Origin of the sequence: Natrialba sp. INN-245, from assembly GCF_009807105.1 — an archaeon.
GTDB lineage: Archaea > Halobacteriota > Halobacteria > Halobacteriales > Natrialbaceae > Natrarchaeobius > Natrarchaeobius swarupiae.
This window is the reverse complement of record NZ_WUBV01000016.1, coordinates 55,930-73,482: the sequence shown is the minus strand read 5'-3', so window position 1 is coordinate 73,482 and position 17,553 is coordinate 55,930. Positions and strand designations below refer to the sequence as shown.

General features: G+C 60.1%; 20 protein-coding genes. 11 read left to right on the top strand and 9 right to left on the bottom strand.

What is annotated here, in order from left to right:
• Positions 1-95: 95 nt before the first annotated feature.
• On the top strand, positions 96-650 hold the full coding sequence (locus tag GRS80_RS04665; RefSeq protein WP_160046552.1) for a class I SAM-dependent methyltransferase: 555 nt from the start codon (positions 96-98) through the stop codon (positions 648-650).
• Between the two features lie 352 nt (positions 651-1,002).
• A complete protein-coding gene (locus tag GRS80_RS04660; RefSeq protein WP_160046551.1) occupies positions 1,003-1,872 on the top strand; it encodes a CPBP family intramembrane glutamic endopeptidase in 870 nt (289 codons plus the stop codon).
• Positions 1,873-2,130: 258 nt separating this feature from the next.
• Here the strand turns inward: GRS80_RS04660 and GRS80_RS20615 are convergent, their stop codons facing one another.
• From GRS80_RS20615 to GRS80_RS04640, 3 genes are all read right to left on the bottom strand, one after another.
• Positions 2,131-3,483, bottom strand: coding sequence for a hypothetical protein (locus tag GRS80_RS20615; protein WP_235019646.1), 1,353 nt, complete (start codon positions 3,481-3,483; stop codon positions 2,131-2,133).
• 298 nt (positions 3,484-3,781) lie between these two features.
• Positions 3,782-4,699 (bottom strand): type II CAAX endopeptidase family protein, encoded by a 918-nt coding sequence (locus GRS80_RS21070; protein ID WP_343161448.1) that lies wholly within the window; start codon positions 4,697-4,699, stop codon positions 3,782-3,784.
• Entirely contained in the window at positions 4,696-6,198 is a 1,503-nt protein-coding gene (locus GRS80_RS04640) for a serine hydrolase domain-containing protein (protein WP_235019645.1), read from the bottom strand. Before GRS80_RS04640 ends, GRS80_RS21070 begins: the two co-directional genes overlap by 4 nt.
• Before the next feature lie 434 nt (positions 6,199-6,632).
• On the opposite strand from GRS80_RS04640, the gene GRS80_RS04635 reads away from it, so the two are divergent.
• From GRS80_RS04635 to GRS80_RS04625, 3 genes are all read left to right on the top strand, one after another.
• On the top strand, positions 6,633-7,007 hold the full coding sequence (locus GRS80_RS04635; RefSeq protein WP_160046550.1) for an ABC transporter permease: 375 nt from the start codon (positions 6,633-6,635) through the stop codon (positions 7,005-7,007).
• Positions 7,008-7,420: 413 nt separating this feature from the next.
• Complete coding sequence (locus GRS80_RS04630; protein ID WP_160046549.1) at positions 7,421-7,912, top strand: hypothetical protein; 492 nt, start codon at positions 7,421-7,423, stop codon at positions 7,910-7,912.
• A 233-nt stretch (positions 7,913-8,145) separates the two neighbouring features.
• A complete protein-coding gene (locus GRS80_RS04625; protein ID WP_160046548.1) occupies positions 8,146-9,630 on the top strand; it encodes a dihydrolipoyl dehydrogenase in 1,485 nt (494 codons plus the stop codon).
• A gap of 158 nt (positions 9,631-9,788) precedes the next feature.
• Here the strand turns inward: GRS80_RS04625 and tnpA are convergent, their stop codons facing one another.
• Entirely contained in the window at positions 9,789-10,187 is a 399-nt protein-coding gene (gene tnpA, locus GRS80_RS04620) for an IS200/IS605 family transposase (protein WP_160046547.1), read from the bottom strand.
• A gap of 53 nt (positions 10,188-10,240) precedes the next feature.
• Between tnpA and GRS80_RS04615 the strand changes: the two genes are divergently transcribed.
• The 4 genes from GRS80_RS04615 (at position 10,241) to GRS80_RS04600 (ending at position 12,675) form a co-directional block, all read left to right on the top strand.
• Entirely contained in the window at positions 10,241-10,396 is a 156-nt protein-coding gene (locus GRS80_RS04615) for a DUF2080 family transposase-associated protein (protein ID WP_141551690.1), read from the top strand.
• Positions 10,389-10,961, top strand: a complete 573-nt coding sequence (locus GRS80_RS04610; RefSeq protein WP_160046546.1) for a hypothetical protein — start codon at positions 10,389-10,391, stop codon at positions 10,959-10,961. Before GRS80_RS04615 ends, GRS80_RS04610 begins: the two co-directional genes overlap by 8 nt.
• On the top strand, positions 10,958-12,250 hold the full coding sequence (locus tag GRS80_RS04605; RefSeq protein WP_160046545.1) for an RNA-guided endonuclease TnpB family protein: 1,293 nt from the start codon (positions 10,958-10,960) through the stop codon (positions 12,248-12,250). Before GRS80_RS04610 ends, GRS80_RS04605 begins: the two co-directional genes overlap by 4 nt.
• A gap of 80 nt (positions 12,251-12,330) precedes the next feature.
• Positions 12,331-12,675 (top strand): ZIP family metal transporter, encoded by a 345-nt coding sequence (locus GRS80_RS04600; protein ID WP_343161447.1) that lies wholly within the window; start codon positions 12,331-12,333, stop codon positions 12,673-12,675.
• A gap of 142 nt (positions 12,676-12,817) precedes the next feature.
• Here GRS80_RS04600 and GRS80_RS04595 read toward each other — a convergent pair whose 3' ends face one another.
• The 5 genes from GRS80_RS04595 to GRS80_RS04575 form a co-directional block, all read right to left on the bottom strand.
• Positions 12,818-13,483, bottom strand: coding sequence for a cytochrome c biogenesis protein CcdA (locus GRS80_RS04595; protein WP_160046544.1), 666 nt, complete (start codon positions 13,481-13,483; stop codon positions 12,818-12,820).
• A 3-nt stretch (positions 13,484-13,486) separates the two neighbouring features.
• Positions 13,487-14,068 carry a TlpA disulfide reductase family protein gene (locus tag GRS80_RS04590; protein ID WP_160046543.1) on the bottom strand — a complete coding sequence of 194 codons (582 nt, stop codon included), beginning with the start codon at positions 14,066-14,068 and terminating at the stop codon, positions 13,487-13,489.
• Entirely contained in the window at positions 14,069-14,773 is a 705-nt protein-coding gene (locus GRS80_RS04585) for an SCO family protein (RefSeq protein ID WP_160046542.1), read from the bottom strand. It lies immediately after the preceding gene.
• Between the two features lie 104 nt (positions 14,774-14,877).
• Entirely contained in the window at positions 14,878-15,141 is a 264-nt protein-coding gene (locus GRS80_RS04580; RefSeq protein ID WP_141465453.1) for a hypothetical protein, read from the bottom strand.
• Entirely contained in the window at positions 15,141-15,500 is a 360-nt protein-coding gene (locus tag GRS80_RS04575) for a helix-turn-helix domain-containing protein (protein WP_141465452.1), read from the bottom strand. Before GRS80_RS04575 ends, GRS80_RS04580 begins: the two co-directional genes overlap by 1 nt.
• Before the next feature lie 225 nt (positions 15,501-15,725).
• Between GRS80_RS04575 and GRS80_RS04570 the strand changes: the two genes are divergently transcribed.
• Positions 15,726-16,982, top strand: coding sequence for an RNA-guided endonuclease TnpB family protein (locus GRS80_RS04570; protein WP_160046540.1), 1,257 nt, complete (start codon positions 15,726-15,728; stop codon positions 16,980-16,982).
• Between the two features lie 256 nt (positions 16,983-17,238).
• Entirely contained in the window at positions 17,239-17,457 is a 219-nt protein-coding gene (locus tag GRS80_RS04565; protein ID WP_160046539.1) for a hypothetical protein, read from the top strand.
• Positions 17,458-17,553: the final 96 nt, after the last annotated feature.

The following is a 17,553-nucleotide window of genomic DNA, read 5'->3' as shown; positions in this document are numbered from 1 at the left end:
ATGACGTGCCACTGCGCTTTCGAGGGTCACGGCGCGGCCGGACCGGACGAACGCAAAAGCGTACACTCTTGTGACTGACGCCCAATCGTATACACATGGGATTTCACACGTTCCCGACCGACCGCGCCGACAAACTCGAGGATCCATCTCGCTACCGATTCTGTTCGCGCGAGGAACTGCTCGAGATGCTCGATCTCGATTCCGATTTCGTCGTCGCGGACCTGGGCTCGGGGACGGGATTTTACTCGCGGGAGGTCGCACCGTTCGCCGAGACGCTGTACGCGGTCGATGTACAGGAGGAAATGCACGAGTACCACCGTGAGGTGGGGCTCCTCGAAAACGTCGAACTGGTCACGGCCGGCGTCGACTCGATGCCGTTCGACGACGACGAACTCGATGGCGCGTTCTCGACGATGACACATCACGAGTACGCCACCGACGAGACGATGGCGGAACTCGCCCGCGTCATTCGACCAGGGGGTCGTCTCGTCACCGTCGACTGGTCCGCTTCGGGGGCTGGCGACGAGGGACCGCCGATGGACGAACGATTCGGTCCCGACGAAGTCGCCAGTCAACTCGAGGAGGCGGGCTTTACCCTCAAGCGCGTTCACGACCGGCCGGAGACGCTGGCAGTCGTTGCTCGACGGTAATTTCGAGCGGCCACCCCGCTTCGTGGATCTGTCTCGGCCCTTCGGGAGACAGCGGTGTCGAGGCTGTCTGGGTCCAATACCACTCCCTGTGACTGGGGGTTTATTACTCCACCCACTGATCGTGTCAGTGTGGCTACTATTGTACCACCGGTGATGGCGAGGACACACGTCGATATCGGGCACTTCGGGCGAGTGCGTGCATCTCCTTCCACGAGCTACACGAGCGTGGTCAGCCCAGTCACTGTGACTGCCCTCGGCCTCGAGGAACGTTGTGCCACGATATCCGCTCGAGTGACACAAGGGAGCTCGCCGCTGGCCACGGGAGACGGAATAGCCGCTGGGGGAACCGTCCATGAATACTGATCTGCAAGCGGTTGCCCGTTCTCACCAAGTCACACTCTTTTTCGTTCTCGCCATCGCGTTCACGTGGACAGCTCACGGTATCGAAATCGTCACCGGCCGTCCGTTGATTCCGATTGGCGTGTTAGGACCGATACTCGCTGCGGCACTTCTCACGTGGGTGACCGGCGGAAGCCTCCGGCAGTGGGCGGGACAGGTCCTCATCTGGCGGACCGGACTGCGCTGGTACCTGATCGCTATCGTCGGGTTGCCAGTCGTTCTCGTCGTCAGCTCGACGGTGCTGATCGTGGTCCTCACCGGTGACCCGCCACGGCCGGAACTGCTGCCCGAGCGGACGGGCTTGATCGTCGGCTACTTTTTCTTTCAACTGTTCCTTCAGGGCGGCCTCGAAGAGTTCGGCTGGCGCGGGTTCGCGCTGCCGCGACTCCAGGAACGATACACCGCGCTCGTTGCAAGCATCGTGATCGGTGTCGTGTGGGCGCTCTGGCACGCGCCGCTGTTTTTCGTCCCGGGTACCTTCTACTCGCAAATCCCTCCGGTGTTGTATCTCTTGCAGACGATCGGAACGTCCGTGATGATCACGTGGGTGTACAACAGCACCGGCGGCAGCGTCTTGCTGGCGATGGCGTTCCACGCTGCCAACAACGTGAGTATGTTGCTGTACCCGTGGGAAATCGATATCGAGGTGATCGAAACGCCCCTCGCGGTAGACGTATCGATGACGATCGTCTATCTCGCCGTTGGGGCACTGCTCGTGGTCGTCTACGGTGGCGGGAAACTGACGAACCGCGAGACGATTCCCGGCACGGAGCACACGGGCGGCGTTCCGGCAAATCGGACCGAAACGGCTGGTACGGACTGATACCGTCGGACAGAACTATAGTAGCCACTGCACGTCAATGCACACCTGATCGCACGACTGCTGTGCGATCAGTGTGTAAATAGTTGCAGTTGTTACTATAGTGTGTGAATTTGCCGCGCCTGTCTTGTGAATTCGCGTCAGTGACTGCTGTCCGACAGTATGAACGTTGCACATCCGCAGACGCGTCGCTAGTTGTCGATCGGGTGCGTCGAATCCCAACGTGGCCGTCGACGTGTGACTTGCCACGTCGGTTCCCCGTTATCCCTCCGCCGTCTCGCTGGCCCCGTAATTGGACTGCTGCATCTCGCCCGAAAGCACGTCGACGACCACGAGGAGCATCCAGAGCATCGCGCCGTAGATGAGGATCCACTCCACGACGAACGGAGACTCGAGCAGCGGAGTGGTAACGTACAACATTACGGGCGGAATCAGTCCGACGAGTCCGCCGTAGACGGCTGCGACTCGAGGGAATTGTGGGTGGCCGTACAGCACGATATTGAGCAGAATGAGTGTCGCGCTCAGGGCGAAGAACAATGGGATGACCCACGCCGCGTGTCCGTCGAAATCGACGGAGTAGATCCCGTTCATGATCAGCGCGACCCCGACGAAGAGTCCGACTAGTTGCCCGGCCACGAGTACCGCATTCCGTCGACGACTCCGGGTGTAGTAGACGTACAACCCACCGACGAATAGTATCAGGGCAAGTCCCTGAAAGACCTGGCCAGCGTCGTAAAACTGCGCGCCGAGAGCGGTGTTCGCACCGCGACCGCTGGCCACTGTGCCCCCGAGGTCGCTGTGAAAGTTCGATAACGGCGAGAACGCGCCTGGCCAGTGGGAGTACGCCATCCCGGTGAAGAACGCTTCACCGAGGAGGAGGAATAGTCCGCCGAGGACGGTTAGTGGCCGCCGAAATGGATTAGGTGTCGAGTCCCGCTGGTGTGCTTCTGACGTTCGTTTGAATCTGTTCGACAGTACTCCCCTTCTGAACGCGTCGATGGTGACGAGAAAGATCCAGACGAACGCGGCGTAGATGAGGATCCATTCGGCAATAAAGAGCGGATCCGCAGTGACGTACATCAGAAGGTACCGGCCCAGCGGGAGTATCGCGACGAGGACGCCGTAGCCGGCGATCCACCGGGGGAATCCCGGGTAGGCATAGAGGGCTGCGTTGATCGGAACGAGTCCGACGGTAATTCCCAGAAACATCGGGATGACCCATATCGCGTGGCCAGTTTCGAAATCGAGCGAGTAGACGCCGTTCATGATCAGTGCGATCCCGATGAATATCCCGGCGAGCTGGCCGATGGTGAGCAACGCGTCCCGTCGGCGATCCCCCGTGTAGTAGACGTACAGGCCGCCGATGAACAGGATCACCGCGAGGCCGATGAACACCTGGCCCGCGTTGTAGTACTGCGCCCCCAGCGCCGTGTTCGCCCCTGGCGGACCGCCAACGGTCATCCCCAGATCGCTGTGGTAGTGTGTGAGTGGTGAGAACTCGGCGGGCCATTGGCGATACGCCTGGCCGGTAAAGACGGTCTCCCCCAGCAGGACGAAAATCCCGCCGAGGACGGTCAGTGGCCACCGGAACGGGTTTCGTAGCTGCAGCCCCATGCCAGCGTCTTCAGCAGGGAGCACAATATAGTACCAACTGCAACTGTTTGCCCACCGATCGAACGATAGCTGTGTAATCGGGTATGAACTGACGTATAGTGGCGATGATCGCTCCGTTTCGGCAGGATCGACGAGGACTCGAACCAGATACTGGCCCGCCAGACGGCACGATTCGGATCGATCAGCGAATGGTCGGTCACTCCGTCGATAGGTGAGATCACGCGGACTCGAGCGGCTGCGTCGCTCGCTGTCGGTGATGGCAAAGCCTGTCGATCTCCGAAGAGCCGATGGCGAGGGATTACTCCGTATCGGACGACTGTACGCGAGCACGTCGGGTCAGTGTCTTTGGCCCGTAGACGGAGACCACCACGACGACGACCAGCAGCGCCAACACTGCCGGAAAGAGGCGTCCAACGGGACCGTGGGGGATGAGTTCGCCGCTGAAGTTTCCCGAGAAGTGAAACAGCACGGCTCCGAGAATACTGCGTCCCGTGTTATTGTAGATCCAGGTGTACAGAACTGAGACGAGCGTTGCCCCGACCATGAACTCCCAGAACGGAAGCGTCAGGACCCCCAGCTCGGCCTGGTAGGTCCCGATCATGAAGAACATGGGGACGTGCCAGACGGCCCAGACGAATCCGAGGATCAGGCTCGCCCACAACGCGTTCCAGCGCGCCTGCAGTCCGTCGAGCGCGTAACCGCGCCAGCCCAGTTCTTCGGGCAGTGGGCCGAAAATCAGCATGAAAACCGCGTACGGGAGGAGCGATACTGGATCGGCAGCGAACTCGGCAGCTCGCTCGAACCCCGGAACCGCGTCGCCGGCCAGGATGCCCAAGAGTAGTGCCAACCCGTTCAGGACCGGTACGAGCAGGAGGATCACGGCGTACCAACGCAGCCCAATCCGCCGGACGTCGACGAGCCGTCGCCAGTAGTCACGCCGATGTTTCTCTTCGGCATCCCAAAAGAGCAAGAAGATCGCCGCCCCTGGGACGCCGAGTCCACCGCCGGCGAACAGAATTACCCCAGGCAATGCAAACGGGTCGTACTCGAGAACGACCAGTGGGATCCAGAAGAGGTACGACACGCCAAACGCGATGGCGAAGAACTGCCACGGGTTCGAGTACTCGAAGAACTCCGGTTCCACGTCCGGAGACGCGACGAGCGAGATGGTCGACGGCTCACTCGCCGTTTCGTCGCCGGCGCTGTCGGTAGTCACGTCGGTTCACCCCTGTTCGTTTTGGGAAACAGGACCGTCACCAGCAGGAGAGCGACGACTGCGGACAGTGCCAGTCCGACCCACTCGGCGATCACCGGCAGGAAGAACGCCACAGTTTCCCGACCGATGGTCCACCAGAGTCCGAACGTTACGATTGCGAGGGTGCCCAGGACTGCTCGAGTGGTGCGGTCACGGTCGGATAGCGGGGCGAACGTTCGCGTTCCCGCGATAGCACCATATCCGAGTCGGAGGGCGAGCCCGGCCGCAACGCCGACGAGAATCCAGACCGGCAGGCGAATCCAGCTCCTCGCGCGCGTCAGTGACTGACTGGGGAGGCCGCTTCGATCCGTCCACGCCTCAATGACGTCGGCGATAAGCTGGACACTCCGTTCGCTGTTCGTGAGGATGACGATTCCGTCACCGGTCCCGGGGACAGCGTGAAACCAGTGCCACGAACCGGAACCTTGGCCACCGTTCATCACCGCCCGCTCCCCCTCGGAGAGCGTTTCGACGAAGTGTCCGAGCCCCGCGCCGTCGCTGGCGAGGCCGTAGAAGCCCGTCGTTTCGACAGTCGGAGCGTATAGGGCCGCGACGTGCTCCGGCTCGAGGACGCCCCGCCCCACCGGTTCCCCGCTGGTCTCCATGCCAGCGGCGACGAAGCGAGCGATGTCTGCCGCAGTTGCGTACAGCCCGCTGTGGGCGCTGGCGGGCCCGTGTCTCGCGGGGACCGGGGACCCATCCACGAAGTGCTCCGTGGCCAGTTCCGATCGGAGCCCCTCGGTGGCGACGAAGGTGGCGCCGTCCATCTCGAGCGGCTCGAGGATTTCGTCGGCCACGTACGCTGTGAAGTCACGACCTGTAACGTCCTCGAGGAGGAGTTCCAGTAACGCGTACCCGATATTCGAGTACCGAAACTCGCCGGGTTCGCTCGTCGGTCGCGCCGCCGGTCCGTCCGCGTGTCCGGACAGCGCCTTCCGGAGCGGCGGCGGCGCTTCGTCCAGTGGGACGCCCTCGTATCCACCCGTTGGCAGTCCGGCACTGTGGGCGAGCAATCGACGAACGGTCACGTCCGCCCACGAATACGCGGCGTCCGGACGCTCCCAGCTCGTGAGGTGTCGGCCAACCGGATCGTCGAGTTCGAGTTCGCCTTGCTCGACGAGCTTCAGCACTGCCCACGCAGTGATCGACTTCGTAAGTGATTGCACCTGAAACGGGGTGTCTTCGGCCATCTGGCGTCCGTCCGCGGGGTCAGCGCTGCCGTAGGCACCGCTCCACGTCACCTCGCCATTCTCGATCACGGCGATCGACGCCCCCGGCACGTCGTATCGATCGAGCAGGTTCGGAACGCGCTCGTCGAGAGACGCGGGGAGTGATCCGTCGGCGGCAAGCCTGACGGTGTCGAATCGGCTCGAGAGTCCCCCACCTGCGCCGACGAGAGGAGCCGCGAGCAATTGGCGGCGGGTCGTGATCGACCCCGAGCGATCCGACTCCATAGTCATAATAGTACTTGTGTGGACTAATTGATAAACATCGTCGCTTCGCTCGAGAGAAAGTACACTGTGGAAGTACGTGTCCGAAGAGTGAGTTACCGACAGTCATGAGCCGTTTGTCGAGTCCGGTGAATAGACACAACCACTAATGGGCTAATTGAAATATTCAGTCTGCAAATATGAAATTTCTTGCTCGAGGGTGAACTTCCAGGGAGACTGCCCCGATTACCGGAGATTCGTGCCTGTACAGCGTCGAATGCAACGTCTCATACTGTCGGCTGTAACTATATCAAGATTCTCGCCACCCCGGTGCGGCGAGAATCTTGAAAGACTTACAGCTGATAGTATCACCCGAAGGTTTACCGCTGCCGACGTGATCCGGCTACGTAGCAGTTGGTGGAGCCGCAAAATCGAGCACAACAGTCTCCAGGTGGTGAATTCCAATGGCTGGCTACCCCACATACATCGTCGCAATTGCACTGGCGATCCACGGAGTCATTCACTTTCTCGGAATCGGCGTCTACTTCGAATTACTCGAGGTGGCTGATCTCCCGTACAAAACCACGCTGCTCGGCGGTGCCGTCGACGTGGGGCACGTCGGAATCCGGGTCTTTGCGGTATTGACCGCCGTAGCCGGCGCCGGGTTCGTCGTGTCAGCCGCCGCGTTGGTGGCTGGCTGGCGCTATTGGCGAGCTGCGCTGCTCGCAGTGACCGTGTTGTCGCTGCTTCTCACGGCACTCGATTGGACCGTCGCCTCCGCGGGCGTGCTGGCGAACCTGGCAATTCTGGCTGGCCTTCTCGTGTTGCCACGGTTGTGAACGGTGAACGTGGACGTTTGCGATTCTTGCCCTTCTCGAGGAGTCTTCGTCACCGGCTGGATGTCGCTGTTTCTCAACGTGGCCAGACTGATGACTACCGCCGGCGGAAGCTGACCCATGATCGATCCCACTCGAGAGTACGGCATCCCGTCGGTGGTCGTGCCAGCGGCCACGGAGCAACTATAGTAACAACTGCAACGAGTGACACACTGATCGCCGATCCTGCTCACGGGTCGTTCCTCCCCGCTCCCGTCGCGGTTCTCACTCCCGTTGGTCGTTCGGAACCGCGCCCGTTCGGAACCGCGCTCCTGTCCGGCGGATGTCTAGTGGCTTGCAGTCGCTACGATAACTCACATTCTCGAGAGCGAGGAATCAGATAACTGTATTATCCGTATTCCGATCCAATGTGTCGTATGAAGACCGTCCCAGACGCTCTCGAGACGCTGGCCCCTCGATCGATACGAGCGTCGCTCCAGGTCGGAATTGCCGCACTCGGAGCGATCGTGATACTCGGGAGTCTCGTCTGGTTTGCCGCGATTTTCGTCACGATGCCCCAGAGCGACAGCGGCTTTGCGGAGGGACTGGCGATCGTGGTGGGTGGACTGTACGTGGTAGCGGGGTTCGTCATCCTGTCGGTCGGACTGTTGATCCCACAACACGGTACCGGTGGAATCCGGTTCTCTCGAGGGCAACGAACGCGGCTGGCGTATGGCGCGGCCGCTCCGGTCGTAAGTGTGCTTCTCGTTCCGATCGGTGCCGCGGTCGCGCCACCGCTCACGGAACCAGTGACGTCCGTGCTGGTAGCTGTCCTGGGAGGACTGCTCCTCAGCGGTCCGCTCGCCACCCTGAGTGTCGTAGTGGGAACGGTGAAAGAATGCTGTAACTCGTGTGAACGTGACGAATGAATCTCGAGAAGGAAAGTCGCGTGTGAGATCCGTCCCTCGAATCGACGGACAGTCGGAGAGATTGTCCGTCGCTGTCGGCTGTGAGACGGGAGCAGGCACTGATATCTCCAGTCGGTTCGACAGCGGAACCGACGGAGCACCCACTCGGCCCGCTGGAAGTAGGCGTTTCCGGCTTAGCGTACGTCCCTGAATACCCTGTAAAGGTAATGGGAATCGCGACCGTCGATAGCCGTATGGATACCGGACCTGCGGAGTTCGACCTTCTCGTAATCGGCTCGGGATCGGGGCTCGACGTCGCGAGCGCCGCGGCCCGTCGAGATCAGTCCGTCGCAGTCGTCGAAAAGGGACCGCTCGGCGGCACCTGTCTCAACCGCGGCTGTATCCCCTCGAAAAAGTTGCTCTATCACGCCGAGGTGATGGAAACCGTCGAGCGCGCCGACGAGTTCGGAATCCACGTCGACGTGACCGACGTCGACTTCGCCGACATCGTCCGCGAGGTGACCGAGGACGTCTCCGAGAGCGCCGAGTCGATCCACCACGGGCTCCGAACGTCGAGCCAGCACACGCTCCTCGAGGGCGAAGGCCGGTTCGTCGACGATCGGACGGTCGAAATCGTCGACGGCCGCGACGCCGGTGCGCGTGCCTCCGCCGAGACCGTCCTCATCGCGGCCGGGACGCGACCGACGATTCCGCCGATCGACGGCCTCGAGAGGGTCGATTATCTCACCAGCACGGACGCCTTACAACTCGAGGAGCCACCCGACGGCCTCGTGATCGTCGGCGGCGGCTACATCGCGGCCGAACTCGCGCACTTTTTCGGAACGTTCGGGAGCGACGTCTCGATCGTGGGTCGTCGCCCACACCTCCTGCCGCAAGCCGACGAGGAGGTCGCCACAGCGTTCACCGAGCGCTATGCCGACCGGTTCGACGTCTACACGGGCTACGAAGCCGTCAGTGCGTCCGAGTCCAACGGCGAGGTCGCGGTCGAAGCGCGTCCGTATCCGTCCGCTTGGCCCGACCCGTCCGGGCACGAGGACGTGACCGTCACTGGCGACACGCTGTTGATCGCGGCTGGTCGTCGACCAAACACCGATCTGCTGAACCTCGAGGCCACGGGCGTCGAAACCGACGAGAATGGCTTCGTCGAGACTGACGAGTACCTTCGAACTACGGCTGAGGGCGTGTGGGCGCTCGGCGATATCGTCGGCGAGTACCTGTTGAAACACAATGCGAACCACGAGGCCAAAACCATCGTCCGGAATCTGTTCGGAGACGACCTCGAGGCGGTCGACTACATGGCGATGCCCTTCGCGGTCTTCGGCTCGCCGGAGGTGGCTGGCGTCGGCGTCACGGAGCAAGAATTGCAAGCGGACGACCGCGAGTATGCCACACGGACGTACCGGTACGAGGATACCGCCCGCGGGAGCGCGATGAAGGTCGAGGGATTCGTGAAAGTGCTCATCGAGCCGAGCGGGGAAATTCTCGGCTGTCACATCCTCGGTCCCGAGGCGTCGAACCTCCTCGAGGAGGTCGTCGTCGCGATGAAGGCCGGGACGGGGACCGTCTGGGATATTCGCGAGTCGGTTCACGTCCATCCCGCGCTCTCAGAGGTTGTCGATCGGGCCTTTGCGGGACAGTTCGTCCGTCGCGGGGCCGACACGCACGATCATCACCACCACGAGAACGACCACGACCACGACCACGACCATCACGACTGAGCACCGTTCGCGTCCCCGTCTCCACACGACGTGAGTGCTTACAATTATTTGATGAATCAGAAGAATTTAGGGACCGACGATGATCGCGTTTTCAGCGGAGTTCTACAGATAAGCAAGGCGAGTGCCTCGGGGCTTGACCCCGAGGGTGAAGCCGACACTTAGACGTGTTCTGTTCGTTCGATATACCGTTCAATCGTTTCTGTTGAGACCGTTCCCGCAGTCCCGATGTAGTACGACCGCGCCCAGAATCCACCGCCCCACAAATACTCCTCCAAGAACGACTCGTGCTGTTCCCACATCTCCCGGGCCGTGATGCTCTTGACTGTCCGTACAATCTCGCTCGGAGCGTGCTTCGGGTGGGCAGAAAGAAATAGATGTACGTGGTCAGGTGAGATGTGCAACGATAGTATATGGTAGCCGTATTCGTCGCACACGTCACGGAAGCTCGTTTCCAGCGAGTCCTCGATTGGTTCGAGAATCTCGTGACGGTATTTTGAACACCACACGAAGTGGTAGTTGACGTTGTATACCGTGTGATTTGACCGCTTTTCGCCCATATCAAACCCATTCCACCGACACAGCTAAGTATATCCGAGGGATATATGTTTCAATGGTGAATCGCTTTGAAATCGACGGCGAGGAAGTTCTCGACGGTGAAGTCAAACCGTTCGGGAACAGCGCCCACATCACCGTCCCCAAACGCTGGCGTGGAGCGGACGTGAAAGTCGTCCGAACCTCAGAACCCGACGGTGGAGATGATGAGTAGTAGTACGAAAATCGAGTCTGCTCGAACCGCTTCCATCGTTCAGATACTCTGTGAGGCCGAGGGAAAAGACGTTGTTCTTCGGTTCGATGAGGCGATGAGTGCCCCCACGTCGAAATATGACGGGTTATCTTACCACCACGACACACTCCCCAAGGCAACCCTAAACGCAACTATATCGCGTGCCAGCATCGAAGACGAAGGGGAGACGCTCATGTGTTTTGCAAAAATCTGGCTGGACGAATTAGACCGAGTGGGGATTGACCCCTCCATCGTGTACACAGAGCCTGTTGATGAACAATCAGAATACTGTGTTGTGGACATTAATGCATCCCGTCAGTGGTGGCTTGATGAGTACGAGGATTTGACGCGAAAGGAAGCAGAACAAGCAATCAACAACGGGCGTGAAGAAGAAGTTCTCCCGCCGTGGGATGGCTTCCCTACCGTTACGGTCAACGTTGACCGCACCCTAGAGTGCCATAAAAAGTCGTATGATTCTGGATTCCATATCCAATATGACCCACCGACCCACGAGATTGGGACGCTTATTGACGTTCGAATCAAATGACTACGAATCCCCTCGTCAAGACGCTGGACTTTCGACTCGACATCCACAGTGGCAACGAGGGCCTGCTATACGACGCCACGCTCGAAGCCCGCCGAGTGTACAACGAGACCATCCGACTCGCCAAGGAAGGTGTTGACTGGAACTCGATTTCCCCACGCCTCGAAGACGACGCCGACCTCGTGAAGAACACGACTCAACGAATCGTCGCCAAAGCACTCGGGGCGATAGAGAACTACTACGAGTACGACGACTACGGCAAACCCAGCCACACCAAGGACAGCACCTACCCTCTCCGAGCGAACTTCACGGAGGGGTACAATCTGTCGCTCACCGACGACGGCGACGTGGGGTTCCGCATCAGCGCGAAACCCTACAACCACGTCAAGGGCATCCTCGAAGGAAGTGACGCCCACCTTGACCTCCTCAAGACCGCACTCCAAGACGACGAGTGGAAGGTCTCAATATCGGAGGCGCTGTGGAATGACGGGAAGCCAGAACTCCACGTCAACATCCGCAACACCGAGCAGACCGTCCGAGACAAGCAAGACTCGCGGACGGTCGTCGGCGTGGATGTGAACGAGGACAACGTGGCGCTCACCGCACTCTCAAAGGATGGCGTCGAGGACACGCTGGTCATCGACTTTCCCGAGATCAAGTTCGAGCGCCACCGCTACTTCACGATGCGTAAGCGCGTCCAGAACGCTGGGAAGGACAGCATCCACGACGCGCTCGAAGGGCGTGAGGAACGGTTCGTCCGCGACCGGCTCCACAAGGTGTCTCGGCACATCGTGGAGTGGAGCCAGCAGTTCGAGAAACCGTGCATCGTCTTTGAAGACCTCAAAGAGATGCGCGATAGTATCGACTACGGCACGCGGATGAACCGACGCTTGCATCACCTTCCCTTCCGCGCCCTACAGTTCTATACGTCGTACAAGGCGTCGTTCGAGGGAATCCCGACTGGTTGGATTAATCCCGAGTACACAAGCCAGCGGTGTCCGATGTGTGGGCATACGGAGCGTGCGAACCGCAACAAGAAGCGGTTCAAGTGCAAAGACTGTGAGCATCAAGACCACAGCGACCGTGGTGCAAGCGTCAATATCGCCGTGAAAGGCATCGAGAAGTATCAGGATTGGAATGTGCCTGCTCTCAACAGCCTTCCCCAAGTTCGGAAGGTGCGACGGCGGGCATCGGGGGCCGTGGACGCCCCGACTGCAACCCACTCGTCCGTTCAAGACGACCGTGACCCATCTCGGGGTGTGGTGTCGAGGACGGTGGGAGTGTCCGATTAAACTGCGGGAAGACAGAAGCCTCGGGGCTTGACCCCGAGGCGGTTCACACCGTCACGTTCAACATCTCGCTGTTGACCGGGGTGTTAGCCGGAACCGGGCTGGTCGTCCACGAATTCGCCGAAGGGGCGATCACGTATCTCGTCCTGTTGAAAGGAGACGTCGCGGAACGAACGGCGGCGGTGTATGCGTTTTTCATTGCGGCGTTGACGACACCGATCGGTGCCTTCGTCGCCTATCCCCTAGTGAGTCGGTTGGGCGAAAGCCAACTTGGTCTCCTGCTCGGGTTTGTCTCCGGGGTACTGATCTACGTCTCCGCAGCCCACCTGCTCCCGGAGGCACGGACCTACGAGACGGACCACTCGATGCTCGCCCTCCTGGCCGGCGTGGCGCTGGCGTTAGTCATCGTGTTCGCACGGGCGATGTGAGCTATCCATCGTAGTCCGATTCATACGGTACATCTCGTCGTTCAGGCAACCTCACACTGTCCGACAGAATGACTGCACGCGTCGAGCCGACATCGATTCGCGGATGCGATGCGACGGATACCACCTGCATTGACGGTCGTCGTCAGTAGACGACGAGCGCCAGATAGAGCTGGCCGGCTCCGGCGACGATCATCACTGCACCGGCGAGTCGCTTCAGATGGCCAGTGTACGCTGCGAGTCGTCCCGCACTCGCCACCAGTCCCATCCCGGTCGCGACGGTCATCCCGAGCATCAACACTACGACGCTGCCCACGTACGTCGCTACCACGACTGCCGCTACGTCGGCCGGCAGCGACAGCGCGCGGGCGACCACGGCGAGAAACACGGGAGCGACACATCCAGCCGCGGCGAGCGCGTAGCCCGCCCCGAATACTCCGAATCCGAGCACGCTCGAGCGGCGTGCTGGAAGGGGGATCGACAGCGATGGGACCCAGCCCAGTAGGACGAACACTCCGAAACCCACCAGCAGCCCGCCGACGAGCGATTCGAAGAACGTGAGTTGTGAGACCGTCGACTGGCCGAGCCAGAACGTCACTCCCAGAAGGACAGTAAGCGTCCCCAGCACACCGATGCCGGCGACCCCACCGCGCAGTAGTGCACCACCGAGCGAGGCGTCGTCGCCGTCCGTCTGACTGACGTAGAACCCGACGTACCCCGGCAGTAACGGATACGCACACGGACTGAAGAAGGTTGCAAGACCAGCGGTAAGTCCGAATCCGATCGCCGAGAGGAACGCGGCGTCGAGCATCGGTTACGTCCCTGCCTCCCCCTCGAGCGCTCGTTCGATCCCTGCGACGAGTTCGTCTGCGGTTTTGACACCGGAATCGGACCACTGAACGCGTCCATCCGTATCGATCGCGACGGCGGAGGGATAGCCGCCCGCGAGATACCGCGAGGTCAGTTCGGCGGTCGGATCGAGGCCGAGCAGCCAGTCGCCGTCGTGTTCGTCCCACCAGTCGACCAGTTCGTCTTCGGTGACGGACGAGCCGACCGCCTCGTTCGTAACCGAGAGAAACAGCACGTCCGATCCAATGCGATCGTTCGCCTCGGCCAGTGCGGGCATCTGCTCGATACACGGCGGACACCACGTTCCGAAGAAATCGACGAACGTCACCCGCTCGGGCGCCGGAATCCGAACCTCGCCAGCTTCGCTGCCAGGCGCCTCGACCGTTTCTATCGCGATCGGATCGGGAGCCGTCGTCTCCGCTCCATCCGTCGCTTCCGGGTCGTCGCGCTCGGTTTCGAACGAAGGGACGCCACGGACCGCCAGTACGCCACCACCACCGACGACCCCGACACTGGCGAGCCCAGCGAGGACGTCTCGCCGTCGCATCTACGCCGTCACCACCGTTTCGAAGTCGTCGACTATCTGTGACGGGTCGACAGTTGCCCCGTCCGGGTATACTCGCTCGATGCGTCCCTGCTCGTTGACGAGGAAGATATAGTTGTAGTGGGGGAACATATACTCGAGATTCTCGTACTCGTCAGCATCTCGCTTCTCGAGTGGCAGCCCGAACTGTTCAGTGAGGCTCGCTTTTGCATCCTCGTATCGGTTCGGACGCAAGAAGTGCCAGTTACCAGCATCGAGATCGACGCCCTGCTGGTCGGCATACGCTCGCAACTCAGCTTCGGTGTCGCGTTCGGGGTCGAACGTCATCGCGAGGAAGGCAGCGTCGTCCCCGTAGCCTTCTTCAGCCGCGACCTCCTGCGCTCGTCGCAACCGCAGGAGAAGCGCGGGACACGCGCCGTCCGGACACGACGTATAAAAGAACGTCATCAGTGTAGTGCGCTCGCCGACGAACTGCTCAGTCGAGACAGTCTCACCCGTCAGCGGATCCGGAAACGCGACCGCTGGAAACTCCTCACCATAGCTCGGATGCGACGCCTCGCTCAAATCCTGTTCTGGCGGTCCGAGCGTGACGCCATCCGCGCGTGAACGAGTTGACTCCTCGTCACCCGGTGACAGCGACTCGAGACAGCCTGCAGTGGCGATGAAACTCGAGGCGACGATCGTTTGGAGGCACGTACGCCGGTTCATAGCTCGGTATTTCGAGCCGATTCATAAACGCCGTCCGGCGATTCCCTGGTTCGGAAAAATTGCAGCATTTCAGGGAGAAACTATCGCCGCCGCAATTCGTATTACTATCGTCGAAGTGAGAGAATGACGAGTACCATGCCGCTCGAGACAATGACCCCCTGTACGAGCGCTGCGGACGCGATCGTCGTACCGAATAGCTGGTAGATGAGGCCCTCACAGATCGCACCGACGCCGATGAAGACGAATCCACCGGAGACGTACAGCATCGGCGTCTGCCCGCTTCGCCGGTAACCGTGGTACGCAAGATATGCGACGATGAGGCTCAACACGAGCGTAATTCCCTTCGAGAGGAGGAACGAGACTTCCATCAGTCACCTCCCCGAAGATCGCTCCACAGTGACGTGAAGTTGTCCGCGAGATCGTCGCGCGTTTCGACTGTCAGCGAGAGTTTGCCGTCGCTAATCGTGACGTGAAGCTCCTCGAGTGACGTTTCGAACTCGCTTCGGTGAGAGCCGTCGGAATCGACGGTGTGGTGTTCCTCGACGAGTTCGTGTTCTTGTAGCACCGAGACGCGGCGGTAGATGGTCGTTAGTGAGGCGTCACACTCCTCGCTCAGTGTTTTTGCGGTCTTCGGTCCACTATCCGCGGCGAGGAGGATCTTCCGTGCGTACTCGTCGGCGAGAAGTTGGAAAATGTCTACCGAATCCCCGGAGCCTCCGTGTTGCACGCAATACATTCCGTCAGTTACCGTCAAATAGGCCACGGTTTGCTGTTTCAGCAAATCACCGAGACCGCCTTATACGCTGAACAGGCGCAATACCACGGCCTTCAGGCCGTGGATACGCGCCGTCACTCGGTATCACGTTCCACGGACTCTGACAGGGCTGGATATTCCACATCAAGCATAATCTTTAATAGGTTCTATTCCATAACTGGTTATGGATACAGTACGATGCTGGAGACGACCCGCACCTATGTCGCACGCATCACGAACCACAGTCAGGTTTGTGACGATCTTGACCAGTGCGGGATCGCAGCATCGAAACTGTGGAACGTCGGACGCTACTACATCCAAGGCCGGTGGGATGATTTCGGTGAGATACCCGACGAGGCCGAGTTGAAATCGGAGTTGAAAGACCACGAACGCTACAGTGACTTACATTCTCAGTCGAGTCAGCGAGTTCTCGAAGAGCTTGCTGAGGCGTTCACTGGCTGGTACAGCTCCGACGACGGCAACAACCCACCCGGCTATCGGAAACGTGGCGACCGACACCCGCGCTCCACCGTCACGTGGAAGCAGAAAGGCATCAAACACGACGATAAGCACGGCCAGCTTCGCCTCTCAAAAGGCTGGAATTTGAAAGACGGACGGTCTGACTTCATCCTTGCCGAATACGAAACCCGGCCCGACGTACAAGTTGAGAACATCCAGCAAGTGCGTGCCGTCTGGGACGGGGACGAGTGGGAACTACACCTCGTCTGCAAGAAGGAAATACCAGTTGAGGACGCCCCCGGCGAGAAGACGGCTGGTATCGACCTTGGAATCAGTAATTACCTCGCTATCGCCTACGAGGACGGCCCGAGTGAGCTGTATCCGGGGAACGTGCTGAAAGAAGACAAGCATTACTTCACCCGCGAAGAGTACCAGACCGAGGGTGAGAACGGGCCGTCAAAACGTGCACGGAAAGTCCGTCGGAAACTCTCCCGGCGCAAAGACCACTTCCTCCACACCCTCTCGAAACACATCGTGCAACGGTGTATCGAAGAAGGCGTGGAGAAGATAGCGGTTGGCAACCTCAGCGACATCCGCGAGGACGAGAACGGCGACTCGCGGAATTGGGGTCAGTCTGGGAACAAGAAACTTCACGGATGGGAGTTCGACCGGTTCACGAACCTGCTCGAATACAAGGCCGAGGAACACGGCATCCTCGTTGACCGTGTGGACGAGGAGAACACGAGCAAGACGTGTTCGTGTTGCGGACAAATTCGGGATAGCAACCGCGTGGAGCGTGGTCTGTACGTCTGTGAGTCGTGCGGAACGACGATGAACGCAGACGTGAACGGTGCGGTGAACATCCGCCGAAAGATAACTCAGAGTCCCCCGACGGGGGATATGAGTAACGGCCGGTTGGCACAGCCCGGAGTCTTCCTGTTCGACCGCGAGAGCGGACGGTTCACACCGAGAGAACAGGGAGTCTGCAAACCATAATATCCCAACGCTTGGGATTCCTCTGCCTTCAGGCGGAGGAGGATGTCAACGTCGGTACGTGTCTGGCCGACTTCATCGTCGTCATCACGGGTCTTTTCGTCGGTTGGGTGGCGTTGTTTTACTGTCTCGGTAACGCCTCGTTCTGGGGATAATTGCGGAGGCCAACTCCCATATGATCTGTCACTGGACGTCGCCACGACATTCGTTCGATTCAGCTCCACAATGTCTATCCGTATCATCTACATAGAGTGTCTACATGGATGCAAAGACTGCGTCACGACGGTCGCTATTCGGCCTTGCAGGCACGGCGAGCCTCTGCTGTCTGGCGCTTGCTCCTGGCGCTGTTGGACTGGCAGGCGGTGGCGCTGCGGCTGGACTAGGTGCCAGTCTCGGACAGATCGTCGTGACGGTGCTGACGCTGGGAGTCATCGGATTCGTCGTCCGCTGGCGAGCGGGCTGTTCAGCATGCGAATGATTCGTACTGTTGGATAGAACTACGTGAAGCCGATCGTTCTGCTGGAGTCGTCACCGTCGGCGACGACCCCGAATTCACGATCGGCTTCGTATTGAC

Excerpts from the sequence above, each read along its gene's own strand:
- GRS80_RS04665 (WP_160046552.1), top strand. The coding sequence starts at position 96 with ATGGGATTTCACACGTTCCCGACCGACCGCGCCGACAAACTCGAGGAT.
- tnpA (WP_160046547.1), bottom strand. The coding sequence starts at position 10,187 with ATGGGCGAAAAGCGGTCAAATCACACGGTATACAACGTCAACTACCAC.
- GRS80_RS04585 (WP_160046542.1), bottom strand. The coding sequence starts at position 14,773 with ATGAACCGGCGTACGTGCCTCCAAACGATCGTCGCCTCGAGTTTCATC.
- GRS80_RS04565 (WP_160046539.1), top strand. The coding sequence starts at position 17,239 with ATGGATGCAAAGACTGCGTCACGACGGTCGCTATTCGGCCTTGCAGGC.
- GRS80_RS04635 (WP_160046550.1), top strand. The coding sequence starts at position 6,633 with ATGGCTGGCTACCCCACATACATCGTCGCAATTGCACTGGCGATCCAC.
- GRS80_RS04580 (WP_141465453.1), bottom strand. The coding sequence starts at position 15,141 with ATGGAAGTCTCGTTCCTCCTCTCGAAGGGAATTACGCTCGTGTTGAGC.
- GRS80_RS04590 (WP_160046543.1), bottom strand. The coding sequence starts at position 14,068 with ATGCGACGGCGAGACGTCCTCGCTGGGCTCGCCAGTGTCGGGGTCGTC.
- GRS80_RS04630 (WP_160046549.1), top strand. The coding sequence starts at position 7,421 with ATGAAGACCGTCCCAGACGCTCTCGAGACGCTGGCCCCTCGATCGATA.
- GRS80_RS20615 (WP_235019646.1), bottom strand. The coding sequence starts at position 3,483 with ATGGGGCTGCAGCTACGAAACCCGTTCCGGTGGCCACTGACCGTCCTC.
- GRS80_RS04610 (WP_160046546.1), top strand. The coding sequence starts at position 10,389 with ATGAGTAGTAGTACGAAAATCGAGTCTGCTCGAACCGCTTCCATCGTT.
- GRS80_RS04625 (WP_160046548.1), top strand. The coding sequence starts at position 8,146 with ATGGATACCGGACCTGCGGAGTTCGACCTTCTCGTAATCGGCTCGGGA.
- GRS80_RS04660 (WP_160046551.1), top strand. The coding sequence starts at position 1,003 with ATGAATACTGATCTGCAAGCGGTTGCCCGTTCTCACCAAGTCACACTC.
- GRS80_RS04615 (WP_141551690.1), top strand. The coding sequence starts at position 10,241 with ATGGTGAATCGCTTTGAAATCGACGGCGAGGAAGTTCTCGACGGTGAA.
- GRS80_RS04605 (WP_160046545.1), top strand. The coding sequence starts at position 10,958 with ATGACTACGAATCCCCTCGTCAAGACGCTGGACTTTCGACTCGACATC.
- GRS80_RS04640 (WP_235019645.1), bottom strand. The coding sequence starts at position 6,198 with ATGACTATGGAGTCGGATCGCTCGGGGTCGATCACGACCCGCCGCCAA.
- GRS80_RS04570 (WP_160046540.1), top strand. The coding sequence starts at position 15,726 with ATGCTGGAGACGACCCGCACCTATGTCGCACGCATCACGAACCACAGT.
- GRS80_RS04595 (WP_160046544.1), bottom strand. The coding sequence starts at position 13,483 with ATGCTCGACGCCGCGTTCCTCTCGGCGATCGGATTCGGACTTACCGCT.